Source organism: Streptomyces sp. NPDC014907 (genome assembly GCF_055562975.1).
This window is the reverse complement of sequence record NZ_JBVHEG010000008.1, coordinates 176,240-190,631: the sequence shown is the minus strand read 5'-3', so window position 1 is coordinate 190,631 and position 14,392 is coordinate 176,240. Positions and strand designations below refer to the sequence as shown.

General features: G+C 76.8%; 11 protein-coding genes. 6 read left to right on the top strand and 5 right to left on the bottom strand.

The window, feature by feature from the left end; translation table 11 throughout:
* Window positions 1–49: 49 nt before the first annotated feature.
* Window positions 50–2,239, top strand: coding sequence for an RNA polymerase recycling motor ATPase HelR (gene helR, locus ACZ3IL_RS21695; RefSeq protein WP_467392347.1), 2,190 nt, complete (start codon window positions 50–52; stop codon window positions 2,237–2,239).
* 178 nt (window positions 2,240–2,417) lie between these two features.
* Here the strand turns inward: helR and ACZ3IL_RS21690 are convergent, their stop codons facing one another.
* A complete protein-coding gene (locus ACZ3IL_RS21690; protein WP_467392345.1) occupies window positions 2,418–3,893 on the bottom strand; it encodes an aldehyde dehydrogenase (NADP(+)) in 1,476 nt (491 codons plus the stop codon).
* A 173-nt stretch (window positions 3,894–4,066) separates the two neighbouring features.
* Between ACZ3IL_RS21690 and ACZ3IL_RS21685 the strand changes: the two genes are divergently transcribed.
* Window positions 4,067–4,837 carry an IclR family transcriptional regulator gene (locus ACZ3IL_RS21685; RefSeq protein ID WP_467392343.1) on the top strand — a complete coding sequence of 257 codons (771 nt, stop codon included), beginning with the start codon at window positions 4,067–4,069 and terminating at the stop codon, window positions 4,835–4,837.
* Between the two features lie 8 nt (window positions 4,838–4,845).
* On the opposite strand, the gene ACZ3IL_RS21680 is transcribed toward ACZ3IL_RS21685, so the two are convergent.
* Complete coding sequence (locus tag ACZ3IL_RS21680) at window positions 4,846–5,343, bottom strand: cupin domain-containing protein (protein WP_467392341.1); 498 nt, start codon at window positions 5,341–5,343, stop codon at window positions 4,846–4,848.
* Window positions 5,344–5,620: 277 nt separating this feature from the next.
* On the opposite strand from ACZ3IL_RS21680, the gene ACZ3IL_RS21675 reads away from it, so the two are divergent.
* The 3 genes from ACZ3IL_RS21675 (at window position 5,621) to ACZ3IL_RS21665 (ending at window position 9,596) form a co-directional block, all read left to right on the top strand.
* Window positions 5,621–6,001, top strand: a complete 381-nt coding sequence (locus ACZ3IL_RS21675) for a hypothetical protein (protein WP_467392499.1) — start codon at window positions 5,621–5,623, stop codon at window positions 5,999–6,001.
* Window positions 6,002–6,210: 209 nt separating this feature from the next.
* Entirely contained in the window at window positions 6,211–6,810 is a 600-nt protein-coding gene (locus ACZ3IL_RS21670; protein ID WP_467392339.1) for a hypothetical protein, read from the top strand.
* Window positions 6,811–6,878: 68 nt separating this feature from the next.
* Window positions 6,879–9,596 (top strand): SpoIIE family protein phosphatase, encoded by a 2,718-nt coding sequence (locus tag ACZ3IL_RS21665; RefSeq protein WP_467392337.1) that lies wholly within the window; start codon window positions 6,879–6,881, stop codon window positions 9,594–9,596.
* Window positions 9,597–9,737: 141 nt separating this feature from the next.
* Here the strand turns inward: ACZ3IL_RS21665 and ACZ3IL_RS21660 are convergent, their stop codons facing one another.
* Together ACZ3IL_RS21660 and ACZ3IL_RS21655 are read right to left on the bottom strand one after the other, a co-directional pair.
* The gene (locus tag ACZ3IL_RS21660; protein ID WP_467392335.1) at window positions 9,738–10,907 is read right to left on the bottom strand and encodes a hypothetical protein; all 1,170 of its coding nucleotides are present in this window, start codon (window positions 10,905–10,907) and stop codon (window positions 9,738–9,740) included.
* On the bottom strand, window positions 10,904–11,836 hold the full coding sequence (locus ACZ3IL_RS21655; protein ID WP_467392333.1) for a 5-dehydro-4-deoxyglucarate dehydratase: 933 nt from the start codon (window positions 11,834–11,836) through the stop codon (window positions 10,904–10,906). The genes ACZ3IL_RS21660 and ACZ3IL_RS21655 overlap by 4 nt, the downstream gene beginning before the upstream one ends.
* 363 nt (window positions 11,837–12,199) lie before the next feature.
* On the opposite strand from ACZ3IL_RS21655, the gene ACZ3IL_RS21650 reads away from it, so the two are divergent.
* Entirely contained in the window at window positions 12,200–13,042 is an 843-nt protein-coding gene (locus tag ACZ3IL_RS21650) for an NAD-dependent epimerase/dehydratase family protein (RefSeq protein WP_467392331.1), read from the top strand.
* A 208-nt stretch (window positions 13,043–13,250) separates the two neighbouring features.
* Here ACZ3IL_RS21650 and ACZ3IL_RS21645 read toward each other — a convergent pair whose 3' ends face one another.
* The gene (locus ACZ3IL_RS21645; protein ID WP_467392329.1) at window positions 13,251–14,291 is read right to left on the bottom strand and encodes an AraC family transcriptional regulator; all 1,041 of its coding nucleotides are present in this window, start codon (window positions 14,289–14,291) and stop codon (window positions 13,251–13,253) included.
* Window positions 14,292–14,392 lie beyond the last annotated feature (101 nt).

The window sequence follows — 14,392 nt, the reverse complement described above, 5'->3', positions numbered from 1 at the left end:
GCACCGGGAACGCCCAGGTCAGAAGCTGCGGAAACGGGAGATCCACCACGTGCCTACGTCTTCACCGGTCCACTCGCACCCCACCACCGCGTCCAGCGCGTTCGACCTGCCCGACCGGCTCTCCGCCAAGGCCGATCCGGCCCTGATCGCCGCCGACGAGCGGCACTTCGCGGCCGTCGCGGAGAGTCTGGAGCAGTCCGTCCGCGAGCTGTCCGGGCGGCTCGACGCCCTGCGGAAGGCGCCCGGCGGCATCGGGCGCGAGGCGATGGAGCGGGACGCGGAGATCCACCGGCTGACCGCGCGCCTGCGCACCCTGCGCCGCTTCGGCCTGGACCTGTGCCTCGGCCGGATCGTCGGCGCGGACGGTTCGGAGCCCGTGTACGTCGGACGGCTCGGGCTCACCGACGCCACCGGACGCCGGCTGCTGATCGACTGGCGCTCCCCGGCGGCCGAGCCGTTCTTCGCGGCCACCCACGCCCGCCCGATGGGCCTGGCCAGCCGTCGCCGCTACCGCTGGACCGACGGCCGGATCAACGACTACTGGGACGAGGTGTTCACCACCGAGGGGCTCGAAGGACACGCCGCGCTCGACGACCACTCGGCCTTCATCGTGAGCCTGGGCGGTCACCGGTCGTCCCGGATGCGGGACGTGCTCGGCACCATCCAGGCCGACCAGGACGCCGTCATCCGGGCGGGATCGCGCGGCACCCTGGTGGTCGACGGCGGCCCGGGCACCGGGAAGACCGTCGTCGCCCTGCACCGCTCCGCCTATCTGCTCCACTCCGACCCGCGCCTGGGCCACCGCAGGGGCGGGGTGCTGTTCGTCGGCCCGCACCAGCCCTATCTGAACTACGTCTCCGACGTGCTCCCCGGCCTCGGCGAGGAGGGCGTGCGGACCTGCACGCTGCGGGACCTCGTCCCCGAGGGGGCGGAGGCGGTGCCCGAGAGCGACCCGGAGGCGGCCGCCCTGAAGTCGTCGGCGGACATGGTGCGGGCGGTCGAGACGGCCGTCAGGTTCTACGAGACCCCTCCCGCCGAGGGGATGACGGTCACGACCCCCTGGTCCGAGGTCCGGCTGAGCGCCCGCGACTGGGCGCGGGCGTTCGAGGCGCCGGAGCCGGGGACCCCGCACAACGAGGCCCGTGAGCAGATCTGGGAGGAGCTGGCCGAGATCCTGCGGGACAAGCACGGCGGCGACGCGGACGACGTGCCGGAGGACGAGTTCCTGGCGGCCCTGCGCCGGGACCGGGAGCTGACGGCCGCCCTCCACGGCGCGTGGCCGCTGATCGGGGCCGCCGACCTGGTCGGCGACCTGTGGACGGTCCCCGCCTACCTGCGGCTGTGCGCCCCCTGGCTCGGCCCGGACGAGGTGCGGAGGCTGAGGCGCGCCGACGCGCGCGCGTGGACGGTCTCCGACCTGCCGCTCCTGGACGCGGCCCGGCACCGGCTCGGCGACCCGGAGGCGTCCCTGCGCGAGCGGAGGCGCGGGGCCGCCGTCGCCGCCGAACGCGCGCGCCGGGCCGAGGTCACCGCCGGGCTGCTGCAGAACGTCGTGATCGACGAGAGCGAGGGTGCCCTGGGGATGCTGCGCGGGCGGGACCTCCAGGACAGCCTGATCGACGGGGACGCGCTGCCCGCCGCCGCGTCCGACCCGCTCGCCGGGCCGTTCGCGCACGTCGTCGTGGACGAGGCCCAGGAACTGACCGACGCGGAGTGGCAGATGCTGCTGCTGCGGTGCCCCTCGCGGAGCTTCACGGTCGTCGGGGACCGCGCCCAGGCCCGGCACGGGTTCACCGAGTCGTGGCGGGAGCGCCTGGAGCGGGTCGGGCTCGACCGGATCGAGGTGGCCTCCCTGAGCGTCAACTACCGGACGCCGGAGGAGATCATGACGGAGGCGGAGCCGGTCGTCCGGGCCGCGCTCCCGGACGCCAACGTGCCGGTGTCCGTCCGCCGCACCGGTGTTCCCGTCGCGTACGGCGCCGTCGCGGAGCGGGACGCGGTCCTCGGCGCCTGGCTCTCCGCCCACCCGGAGGGGGTCGCCTGCGTCATCGGCGATCCGTCGTTCCGCGCGACGCCCCGCGTCCGGTCGCTGACCCCGTCCCTCGCGAAGGGGCTGGAGTTCGACCTGGTCGTCCTCGTCGACCCGGAGGCGTTCGGGGAGGGCGTCGAGGGGGCGGTGGACCGTTACGTGGCGATGACGCGGGCGACCCGGGAGCTCGTGGTGCTGAGGAGCGCCTGACGCCCTCGCCACACCCTCCCGGCTCCGATTCCGGCTCCGGCTCCGGCTCCGGCTCCGGCTCCGGCTCCGGCTCCGGCTCCGGCTCCGGCTCCGGCTCCGGCTCCGGCTCCGGCTCCGGGAACGTAACCGTGCCCGGGTCGGTGGCGGTTCCGCCCCGGGCACGGTTGCGGAACCGTCGTCAGCGCCTCGGCAGTCCCAGCGGGTTGCCGTCACGGAGCTCCGGCGGGAGGAGGTGGCCGGGGGTCGACTGGTAGGTGACCGGGCGCAGCCAGCGCTCGATCGCGGTCGCGCCGACCGAGGTGGCGGTGGAGGTCGTGGCCGGGTAGGGGCCGCCGTGGTGCTGGGCGGCGGCGACGGCGACGCCGGTGGGCCAGCCGTTGACGAGGACGCGTCCGGCCAGCGGGACGAGCGCGGCGAGCAGCGGGGCCGCGTCGGGGTCCCCGTCCGTCGCGGTGGTGTGCAGGGTGGCCGTGAGGTTGCCCGGCAGCAGCTCCAGGACGGCGGCGGCCTCCTCCCGGCCCGCGTACCGGGCGACGACGGTGACCGGGCCGAAGCACTCCTCCAGGAGGAGCTGGTGGTCTCCCCCGGTGAGCCGTCCGGCGTCGACGGTGAGGACGCCGGCGCCGGCGGCGTGCTCGCCGGCCGGGCCGGGGACGACGGGGGCGGCGACCCCGTCGAGCGCGGCGCGCTCCGCGACCCCGGTCACGTAGGCGTCCCGTATCCGGTGGTCGAGCATCACGGCGGGCCCGGTCGCGGCGACGCCCTCCGTGAGGGCGTCGAGGAGACGGTCGCCCGCCTCGCCCCGGGGGGCCAGGACGAAGCCGGGCTTGGTGCAGAACTGGCCCGCGCCCAGGGTCATGGACCCGGCGAGCCCGGCGCCGATCTCCGCGGCCCGCTCCTCGGCGGCGGCGGGGGTGACGACGACCGGGTTGAGGGAGCCGAGTTCCCCGTGGAAGGGGATGGGCACGGGCCGGGCGGCGGCCGCGTCGAAGAGCGCCCGTCCGCCGCGCACCGACCCGGTGAAGCCCGCCGCCGCGACGAGCGGGTGGCGGATCAGTCCGACGCCCGCCCCGAAGCCGTGGACGAGGACCACGACGTCCTCGGGGAGGCCGGTGGCGGCGGCGGCCCGGCGCAGCAGGGAGGCGCAGAGTTCGGAGGTGGCGGGGTGGCCGGGGTGGGCCTTGACCACCACGGGGCAGCCGGCCGCGAGGGCGCTGGCGGTGTCGCCGCCGGGGACGGAGAAGGCGAGCGGGAAGTTTCCGGCGGCGTAGACGGCGACGACGCCGAGCGGGACCTTCCAGCGGCGCAGGTCGGGCCGGGGCGGGACCGCCCCGGGGTCGGGGAGGTCGATCCGGACGTCGAGGAAGGAGCCCTCGTCCACGACGTCGGCGAAGGCCCGCAGCTGGGCCGTGGTGCGCACGAGTTCGCCCGTGAGCCGGGCGTCCCCGAGGGCCGTCTCGGCGTCGGCGGTCCCGGTCACCCGGTCCCGTTCCTCCTCCAGGAGGCCGGCCGCCGCGCGGAGGAAGGCGGACCGTGCGGCGCGGTCGGCGAGGGCCTCGCGGCTGCCGTGCGCGGCCCGGACGGCCCGGTCGACCTCCTCCGCCGGGGCCTCCTCCGCCACCCGCTCGCGCGGCTTCCCCGTACGGGGGTCCACACTCCACACTGGTTCCGCCACCGCCACACCCCTGTTCGCTATTCTGAACGCGGTTCTCGTGGATGAACGCGTCTCCGGGACTCTAGGGACGGCCCGCCCGTCTCCACAAGGGCGCCGTCCGGCCGGTGCGGCGGACGGGCCGGTTCCGGGCGACAGAGGAAGGGCGGAAGGTCATGGCGACTGCCGACGCGGGCGGGGCACAGGTGAAGTCCGCGGTGCGGACCGTGGAACTGCTGGAGTACTTCGCCGGGAGCCCCGGCATGCACTCGCTGGCCGCCGTCCAGGAGGCCGTCGGCTACCCCAAGTCCAGTCTGTACATGCTGCTGCGCACCCTGGTCGAGCTGGGCTGGGTGGAGACGGACGCGACCGGCACCCGGTACGGCATCGGCGTCCGGGCGCTGCTCGTCGGCACCTCGTACATCGACGGCGACGAGGTGGTGGCCGCCTCCCGGCCCGTCCTGGACCGGCTCGCGGACGAGACCACCGAGACCATCCACCTGGCGCGGCTCGACGGCACCAGCGTGGTCTACCTGGCGACCCGCCAGTCCCAGCACTACCTGCGGCCGTTCACCCGGGTCGGGCGGCGGCTGCCCGCGCACTCGACGTCGCTCGGCAAGGCCCTGCTCGCCACCCACACCGACGAGGAGGTGCGCAAGCTCCTCCCGGAGACCCTTCCGGCGCTGACCGAGCACACGGTCACCGACCGCGAGGAGCTGATCGAGGAGCTGCGCGCCGTCCGCGAGCGGGGTTTCGCGGTGGACCGCGAGGAGAACACGCTGGGGCTGCGCTGCTTCGGCGTCGCGATCCCCTACCGGTCCCCGGCGCGGGACGCGATCAGCTGCTCGGTGCCGGTGGCGCGGCTCACCCCGGCCCACGAGCGGTCGATCGGGGAGGCGCTCCTCGACGCGCGGGACCGGCTGACCCTGGCCACCCGCCGCCTCTGATCACACGGTCACGCGCGCCCGGCGAGGGCGGCCTGCCACACCGGGCTGTCGACGTAGCGGTTGTCGTACTTCTCCGAGGACGCCTTGATCTCCTCGAAGCTCGCCTCGCCCCGCATGACCCGGCCGAGCAGGCGCAGGTAGTCGAAGCGGGCCGTGCCCGGCGTGAAGACGAAGAGCACGTCCGCCTCCGCGCCGGGCGCCGCCGCGAAGGCGTGCGGGGTGTGCGGCGGGACGAGGAGGAAGTCGCCCCGCTCCAGGACGGTCAGCTCCTCGCCGACCAGGACCTGGAGGGACCCGCCGAGGACGAAGAACATCTCCGAGGCCCCGGTGTGGAAGTGGGCCGGAGCCCCGACCGCGCCCTTCGCGAAGGAGGAGCGGTAGCTGGTGAGCCGCCCGCCGGTGCCGTCGGAGTCGGCGAGGAGCGTCATCACGCTGCTCGGGTCGGCGGTGGTCTCGGCTCCGGCGGCGCGGGTGAGGAGCGGGGCGAAGGGCGCGGTCTCATGCATGATCGCCACCCCAGGGTGCCGCCGGCCCCTGGCAAGGGCCCCACCGGCCACCGGAAACATGGCGCGATGCGCGCTTCCGGGGCCGGGGCGCGGTGCGCGGCGCGCGGAACCCCGAAGTGGCGTGCGCGGGGGCCCCGTTGGGCCGGTGGCCGATTGGCCGCGGGTCCCCTCCGCGCGATATGCAGGGGCACGCTCGTATCCGAGCACGTTTTCGAACCGAGCCCCGACCCCGCGGAGGACCACCGTGCGCCTGCCCCGTTCCCTGTCCGGCTGGACCATGGCGGTCTTCGGCGTGCTGGCCGCCGCGCTCGGCGCGGTGGGCCTGGTCGACCCGGACGTCCTGCTCACCGTCATGGGCTTCGCACCGGTGCCCGGCGGCGGACGCGCGGACGGCTACCACACCCTGGTCTTCCTGACGGCCTCCTCGATGGCCGCGCTCAACATGGGCGTCTACTACGTCCTGGCCGCACTCGCGGACTGGAAGCCCTTCTTCCGCTGGACGGTCCCCTTCCGCCTGCTCACCTGCGCGGTCTTCACCCTCGCCGTCGTCACCGGCCGCGCCCCGTCCGGCTTCCTGGGCGTGGGCCTGTGGGAGGGGCTGGGCGCGGTCGTGACGGGGGCCGCGCTGCGGTACGAGAAGCGGACGGGGACGGCCTGACGGGCCCCGGGGCGGTGTGACCGGCCCCGCGGGGCCCACCGCCCCTCCCCGCCGCCCCTTCCACCGTCCTTCCCGGCCGCCCCGTCGCCCCTCCCACCGCTCCTCCCGGCCGTCCCGCCGTACGGGCCCCGCCACCGCGCTCGCGGTGCGGGGCGGCCCGGTGGCGGCGAGCATGGAGGAAAGCACGGGCGCGACGGGAGGAGGGCAGGGTGACGGCCGGTTCCTTCCCGGGGACGGCGGGGCGGACCGAAGTGCCCCTGGAGGACGAGGGGCCGCTCGGCGTGCCCGGGGTGGCCGGCGAGGTCGCGGACGTGCGCGACCGGACCGTGCGGCGGAGCCCTCGGACGGAGTCCCCGTCCGGTGGTGACGCCGACGGGGCCCCGGGCCGGTACGCGGCCCGGCCGGTCGCCGGCGGGGCCCACCGGGAGGAGGCGGCGCGCCTCTTCGCCGAGGTGCCGGGCGGCGGCTCGTCCCGGCCGGGCGCCCTCCCCGTACGGCGTAAGGACGGAACCGCCCGGCACACGGACGACACCGTCCGGCCGGTGGGGTTCCGCACCGTGCGGCTCACCGGCGGCCCGGGCGGCCCGTACGCCCCGCCGTGCGCCCCGGGGACCGCCGCCGGACGCCCCACCGCCGGACGGGCCGGGACCGCGCAGGCCGTCGCCGGAAGGGCCGGGACCGGGCCGGCCCCCTCCGGACGACTGGTCTCCCCGCCCCCGGCGGGCCTCGCCGCCGGCTCCGTCCCCGCGCCGCGCGGGCCCGGCGCGCCGGACGGCGTGGCGCTCCCGACCACCCGGAGCACGGGGTGACGGCGCGGCGGCGGGACGGTTCCGGCACCGGTCCCCGCCGGGAGCGGGGGAGGACGCGCGGCACGGGGGTGCGGAGCGTCGCCGGACAGGTGTTCGCCCTGGAGGCGCTGATCGCGCTCCTGGTGATCGTGGTGGCGGCCGCCGTGTCGTTCCAGCAGGAGCAACGGGACGCCGAGCGGGACGCCCGGACGCGTTCGCTCGCGGTCGCGGAGGCGTTCGCGCACGCCCCGGGCACGGACGCGGCACTCACGTCACCCGATCCGACGGCGGAGCTCCAGGGCCGGGCGGAGGCGGTCCGGCGGGCCGCGGGCGTGGACTTCCTCTCGGTCCTGAGCCCCGACGGGCTGCGGTACACCGACTCGCGGCCGGATCTGATCGGCCGGAAGGCGGCCGGCGACCTCTCGCGGGCGGCGGTGCGCGGCGAGTCGTACACGGAACTGTTCGAGGGCGCGCCGAACGACGCGGTGCGGGCCGTGGTCCCCGTCAGGGACGGCCGGGGCCGCGTGGTCGGCCTGGTGACCAGCGGCATCGGGGTGGAGAACATCGCGCACTCCGCGGGGAACCGGCTGCCGCTGCTCGCGGCCGCGACGGGCGGCGCCCTCGTGGTGGCCGTGGGCGGGGCCGCGCTGGTGAGCCGGCGGCTGCGGCGGCAGACGCACGGGCTGGGACCGGCCGAGATGACCCGGATGAAGGAGCACCACGAGGCGGTGCTGCACGCCGTGCGGGAGGGGGTCCTGATCGTGGACGCCGACCACCGGCTGCTGCTCGCCAACGACGAGGCGCGCCGGCTCCTCGGGATCGGCCCGGAGGCCGAGCGGCGGCACGTCTCGGAGCTGGGCCTCGACCCGCGTACGGTCGGGCTCCTGGAGTCGGGGCGGGCGGTGACCGACGAGGTGCACCGGGCGGGCGACCGGCTCCTCGCGGTGAGCGTGCGGCCCACCCTCCCCGGGGCCGGCGGGGCCGGCTGCGTGATGACGATGCGCGACACCACCGAGCTGGCCGCGCTGTCCGGCCGGGCGGCGGTGGCCCGGGGCCGGCTCCAGCTGCTGTACGAGGCGGGGGTCCGGATCGGGACGACGCTGGAGGTCGTGCGGACGGCGGAGGAACTGGCGGAGGTGGCGGTGCCCCGGTTCGCGGACTTCGTCACCGTGGAGCTCCTGGAGCCGGTGCTGCGCGGCGAGGAGCCCCCGGAGACGGCGGTGGCGGCGACGGCCGCGTCCGCGGAGATGCGGCGGACGGCGCTGAGCGGTCTGCGGCGGGACCAGCCGCTCCAGCCGGTCGGGGACACCGTCCGCTTCGACGTCCCCAGCACCCCGATGGCGACGGCGCTCGCGACGGGGCACGCGGTGGTGCAGCCGGAGCTGGTCGCGGCGGAGGGCTGGCGGGCGCAGGACCCGGAGGGGGCGGCGCGGGCCCTCGCGTACGGGATGCACTCGCTGCTCACGGTGCCGCTGCTGGCCCGCGGGGTGGTCCTGGGAATGGCGAACTTCTGGCGGGCGGACACGCCGGAGCCGTTCGGGGAGGAGGACCTGTCGTTCGCGGAGGAGCTGGCGGCGCGGGCGGCGGTCGCGATCGACAACGCGCGCCGGTTCACCCGGGAGCACGCGATGGCGGTGTCGCTCCAGCGGAGCCTGCTGCCCCGGGTGCTGCCGGAGCAGAGCGCGGTGGAGGTCGCGTACCGCTACCTCCCGGCGGAGGCCGGGGTGGGCGGCGACTGGTTCGACGTGATCCCGCTGCCGGGCGCGCGGGTGGCGCTGGTGGTGGGGGACGTGGTGGGGCACGGGCTGCACGCGGCGGCCGCCATGGGGCGGCTGCGCACGGCGGTGCACAACTTCTCGTCCCTGGACGTGCCGCCGGACGAACTGCTCGCGCACCTGGACGAGCTGACGGGCCGGATCGACGTCCGGGAGGAGGGGGCGGACGGCGAGGGGCGGCGGCGCGAGGAGGGGATCACCGGCGCGACCTGCCTGTACGCGATCTACGACCCGGCGTCCGGCCTGTGCACGCTGGCGAGCGCGGGCCATCCCGGGCCCGCCCTCGTGGGCCCCGACGGGCGGGTGGAGTTCCCCGAGCTGTCGCCGGGGCTGCCGCTCGGCCTCGGTCTGGGCGAGACGCCGTTCGCCACCACGGAGCTGCCGCTGCCGGAGGGGAGCAGGCTGGTGCTCTTCACCGACGGGCTCCTGGAGGACGGCGGGCGGGACTTCGACACGGGGCACGGGCTGCTGCGGTCCGCGCTCGCCCACCGGGACCGGAGTCCGGAACAGACCTGCGCGGACGTCCTGACGGCGCTCCTCTCGTCGTCGCCGCGCGACGACATCGCGCTCCTGGTGGCGCGGGCCCGCCGGCTCGATCCGGAGCGGATCGCGGAGTGGGACGTGCCGCGGGACCCGTCGGCGGTGTCCCCGGTGCGGAACGCGGCGGCGGCGAAGCTGGTGGAGTGGGGGCTGGAGGAGGTGGCGTTCACGGCGGAGCTGGTCCTCAGCGAGCTGATCACGAACGCGGTGCGGTACGGGGCCGATCCGGTGCGCGTGCGGCTGCTGTACGACCGGACGCTGATCTGCGAGGTCTCGGACGGCAGCAGCACCTCGCCGCACCTGCGGCACGCGGCGGCGACGGACGAGGGCGGGCGGGGGCTGTACCTGGTGGCGCGGTACACGGAGCGCTGGGGCACGCGGTACGGCCGGCGCGGCAAGACGATCTGGGCCGAGCTGCGGGTGGGCACGGACGACACCGGGCCGGCGGCGGCGGTGCCGGACCTGGACGCGCTGGAGGACCTGGCCTGGTGAGGACCCTCCCGGGGCGACGCCGGGCCGTGGGGCCGGGACGTGTCCGGGCGGCGGTGTCCGGGCGGGCGCGGTCCGCCGCTCACGGCCCCGGGCCGCCCGACACGTCCTTCCGGCCCCCGGGGGCTCCGCCCGCCCGGTCGTTCACGGCGCCGGGGGCGCGCCGTCCGGGCCGGCCCCGCGCAGCGCCCTCCGGACCGCCGCCAGGTCCTCGTCCGAGGCCAGTCCGGCGTGGTAGAGCCGCAGTTCGGTCGCTCCCGCCGCGCGTGCCCGGTCCGCGTCGCGGGCCAGGTTCCCGGGGTCGCCGCCCAGGCCGGTGACGACGGGGAGGTTGGCGGCGAGGACGGTGCCGGGGCGGGCGCGGGCCGCGAAGGCGGCGATCTTCGGCGGGCGGGCGACGACGCCGTCGGCGAGGTCCAGGACGTGGCCGGGGTCGGTACCGGTGTCGGCGCCGCAGCGGTACGGGTCGGGGTCGGCGTGCAGCAGGACGCGGAACCCGGGCGGGGCGGCGGCCCGCACGGCGGCCACCACGGCCTCCTGGAAGGCGCGGGCGGTCCCGGCGCGCCAGGCCAGGGCGGGGGCCTCCAGGGCGCCGAGCCCTCCCGCCGGGCCGGTCCCGGCCCACACGGGTTCCAGGGCGGCGCGCACGGCGGCGGCCAGTTCGCCGGGGTCGGCGCCCCGGGCCCCGTACCCCTCCCGGCAGGAGGGGCAGAAGCAGAGGGACATCAGCAGTTCCGCGCGCTCCCCCGGGGGCGCGCCGCCGGTCTTGTCGTGGGCGTGGAGGTGGGCGAGGCCGTACCAGCCGCAGGACTCCAGTTCGGTGCCGGCGGCGCCGGGGCGCACGGCGGCCTCGGCGGCCAGGCCGACGAGGAGGGCCCGGACGTCGGCGCGGGCGATGCAGGGGGCCCAGGGGTAGCGGTCCCCGTAGGCGTTGACGACGGAGGTCTCCGGGTGTTCGGCGCCGAGGCGGGAGTTGTGCGCGAGGACGACCCAGCTGTGCACCTCCAGGCCGGCGGCGGCCAGGGCTTCGGCGGCGCGCCCGTAGGCGTCGCCGGGGGCCCACTCCCCCGCCGGGTACGGGCGGAGCGCGCGGCCCGCCCAGCGGCCGGGGTCCGGCGGGTGGAGCACGGCGGCGTGCCCGGCGGTGACGATCCGGTGGGCCGGGTGACGGGGGGTCACGGCCCGTACGGAGTGGTAGGCGGCGGCGAGCGTGACCTGGGCGAGCCCCAGTTCCGCGAGGAGGCCGGGCGCGGCGGGGTCGCCGTCGACGTCCCAGGGGTAGACGAAGGCGCCCGCCCGCGGGCCCGTGCTCACGCCCCGGACTCCTTCAGGAGGGCGCGGGTCCGGTCGACCAGCCGCAGCAGTTCCCCGACGTGCGCGGGGTCGGGTTCGCTCAGCGGCGGCCGCACCCCGCCCACGTCCCGGCCTCCCGCGCGGACCGCCGCCTTGACGAGCGAGACGGCGTATCCCCGTCCCAGGGAACGGAGTTCGACGAGCGGCCGGAAGAAGACGTCGACGAGCAGGTCCGTGGTGGCGTCGTCGCCGGCGGCGAGGGCGCGGTGGTGGGCGAGGGCGATGTCGGGGGCGAAGCAGAAGGCGGCGGAGGAGTAGAGGGTGACGCCGATGCCCCGGTAGGCGGCGGCGGTGAGTTCGGCGGTCGGCAGGCCGTTGAAGTAGAGCAGGCCGAGGCCCTCGGCGCGGACGGCGCTGACGATCCGCTGCATCAGGCCGAGGTCGCCGAGCCCGTCCTTGATGCCGATGATCCCGTCGGTGCGGGCGAGGGCGACGGCGGTGGCGGGGGTGAGGACCGCGTTGTCGCGCTGGTAGACGATGACGTCGAGCGCGGTGGCGGCGGCGAGTTCGCCGTAGTGGCGGAGCAGTCCGGCCTGGTCGGCGGCGACGAGGTACGGGGGCAGGGCGAGGAGCCCGTCCGCGCCGGCCTCCTCCGCGAGGCGGGCGTAGTGGATCGCGAGGGCGGTGCCGTAGCCGGTGCCGGCGACGACGGGGACGCGTCCGGCGGCCTCCTCCACGGCGGCGGCGACGCAGTCCCGGAACTCCTCGGGGGCGAGGGCGTGGAACTCGCCGGTGCCGCAGCAGGCGAACACGGCCCCGGCGCCCGCGTCGATCCCGGCGCGGACGTGGGCGCGGAAGGCCGCGAGGTCGGGGGAGCCGTCCGGCGCGAAGGCGGTGACGGGGAAGAAGAGCAGGCCGTCGAGGCGGGCGGCGAGCGGGGCGGTGGTCACGGGCGCTCCCAGCGAAGTCCGTCGTGCGCTGTCACGGGCAGATATATATCCGTGAACCTCGTCCACATGCTTGAACGAGAGTGCCCCGCACGCTAGGGCAGTCCGGAGGCGTCGGTCAAGGCTCCCGACACGGCCCCGCGCCTCTCCTTGACGCCCTCCCGGCGGCTCCCTAGCGTGTCCATGGTTGTGAATGCCGGACGGATGGCCGACCCGCCCGGCCCCGGCCACCGCCCCGGACCCGCGTGCGGCCTGACCGGACCGGACCCGCGTACGGCGGACCGGCCACCGGCGTCCGGCCGGCCCCGCACGCCCGCGCATTCCGCACGCCCCGCACGTCCCGCCCCCCGACGGAGGAGCCGCCCCATGCCCGCACCCCGCACCGTCCTGCTCACCGGCGCCGCCGGGGGCATCGGCACGCTGATGCGGGAGCTGCTGCCCCCGTACGGCTACGCCCTCCGCCTCCTGGACGCCGTCCCCGTCCCCGGGGAGCCGGACGCGATCGTCGCGGACCTCGCGGACCGGGAGGCGCTGCGCGAGGCGGTACGGGGCGTCGACGCGGTCGTGCACCTGGCGGGCATCTCCGTGGAGTCCGACTTCGACAGGATCGTGGCCGCCAACGTCACCGGGGTCCACCACCTCTACGAGGCCGTCCGCGAGGAGGGCGTCCCGCGCGTGGTCTTCGCCTCCAGCAACCACGCGGTCGGCTTCACCCGGCTTCCGCGCGAGGGCGAACCGCTCCTGCCCGTCGGCGTCCCGCACCGGCCCGACACCTTCTACGGCCTCTCCAAGTGCTTCGGCGAGGACCTGGCCCAGCTCTACTGGGACCGGCACGGCGTCGAGACCGTCTCCCTGCGCATCGGCTCCTGCTACCCCGCGCCCACCACGGTGCGGATGCTCTCGCTGTGGCTCAGCCCCGGCGACTGCGCCCGGCTCCTGCACGCCTCGCTCACCGCCGGGTCCGTCGGCCACACCGTGGCGTACGGCTCCTCGGCCAACACCCGTCTGCGGTGGGACCTCTCCACGGCCCGGGCGCTCGGCTACGCGCCGGAGGACGACTCGGAGGCCTTCGCGGCGGACCTCCTCGCGGAACAGGGCCCCCCGCCCGGGGGCAGCCCCGACGACCTCTACCTGGGCGGCCGCTTCTGCGCGGACCCGCCGCACCGGCCGCACCGAGGGCCGGAAGTACGCAGGACCCGGCCGGACTGATACGGGGGAACCGGCCGGGGCCCGGGTCACGGTGCGCGCCTGCGGACCGGACCCGCCCACCGTAGGCCCCGCCGGTGATCGTCGCGAGCCGCGGAACGCGACGCCTGTCCGGAATGCGCGACGGACCGGGGCGGCGGACCGCCCCCGGGGCCCCGGCCGGCATCCCGCCCCCGAGGTCCCGGCCGGCGACCCGCACACGAGGTCCGGGTCAGCCGCCCGTCCTCAGGGTCCGGGACGGCGACTCGCCGAACCTCTCCCGGTAGCGCGCCGCGAACCGGCCCTGGTGTCCGAAGCCCCAGCGCCAGGCCACCTCGCTCACGCTCACCTCGTCCGGGGCGGCGGTCCGCAGCTCCTCGCGGACCCGGTCGAGCCTGACCTCCCGCACGTACGCCATCGGGGACATCCCCACGTCCTCCCGGAAGGACTCCTGGAGGCGGCGCACGCTCACCCGGGCCAGAGCGGCGAGTTCGGTGGTCGTGAACGGATGCTCGGGGCGCTCCCGCACCGCGTCCATCACCCGCTTGACCGGTGCCGGGCGCCGGGCCCCGGCGGGATGGTCGAGCGCGTCGCGCCAGGGGTGATCGGCGGCCAGGAGCAGTCCGTTGAGCAGCGCCTCCTGGAGGGGTCCGGCCACCAGCTCGTGGTGGACGAGGCCCTCCCCGGCCAGCGCCTCGCACGCGACCCGCCGGGCGAAGCGCACCCAGCTCAGACCGGGGCCGCGCGTGATGTCCAGCCGGGGCGCGAGGACGAGCGTGCCGCGCGGCGGCCGGCCCAGCAGCCCTTCGAGGCGGTCGCGGAGCGCGGCCGCCCCGATCTTCACCGACAGGACCCGGCAGTCACCGCTCCAGCGCTCCAGGACGGTGTCCCCCGCCGGGTCGAGCAGCAGCGCCTCGGCGGCCGTGGCGACGAGCGGGGGCCCGCCGCCCTGGCGCACCTCCATCGTGCCGGCCAGCGGGGCGTTGAGGTGGTAGGCGCCCAGCTCCCCGAAGCGCATCCGGACGTCGGCCCCGCAGCTGAGGTCGCCGATGACCAGCGGCCCGAGGGCGACGGTGTCGAACCGCGCCGCGAAGGGACGCGCCCGCCGTTCGACGAGGTTCATGCGGCTCGCGTAGTACCGCGCGTCGAGTTCCTCGCGCGCCGCGTCCACGTCCCCCGTCCGGAACGAACTCCGGTCCACCCGCCCCGCCGCGCCCACCGGACCCGTCGTCACCACCGTGCCCACCGCTCCCCCGGCCCCCACCGCGCTCATGACCGAAAGGATATTCATATGACGGTTCCGGCCGGGAACGGCGGGATGCCCGGCATGCCGGGACCCGCGGACGCGCGTGCGCACGGCGGGCCGGGGAACGC

Excerpts from the sequence above, each read along its gene's own strand:
- ACZ3IL_RS21685 (WP_467392343.1), top strand. The coding sequence starts at position 4,067 with ATGGCGACTGCCGACGCGGGCGGGGCACAGGTGAAGTCCGCGGTGCGG.
- ACZ3IL_RS21680 (WP_467392341.1), bottom strand. The coding sequence starts at position 5,343 with ATGCATGAGACCGCGCCCTTCGCCCCGCTCCTCACCCGCGCCGCCGGA.
- ACZ3IL_RS21675 (WP_467392499.1), top strand. The coding sequence starts at position 5,621 with ATGGCGGTCTTCGGCGTGCTGGCCGCCGCGCTCGGCGCGGTGGGCCTG.
- ACZ3IL_RS21650 (WP_467392331.1), top strand. The coding sequence starts at position 12,200 with ATGCCCGCACCCCGCACCGTCCTGCTCACCGGCGCCGCCGGGGGCATC.
- ACZ3IL_RS21645 (WP_467392329.1), bottom strand. The coding sequence starts at position 14,291 with ATGAGCGCGGTGGGGGCCGGGGGAGCGGTGGGCACGGTGGTGACGACG.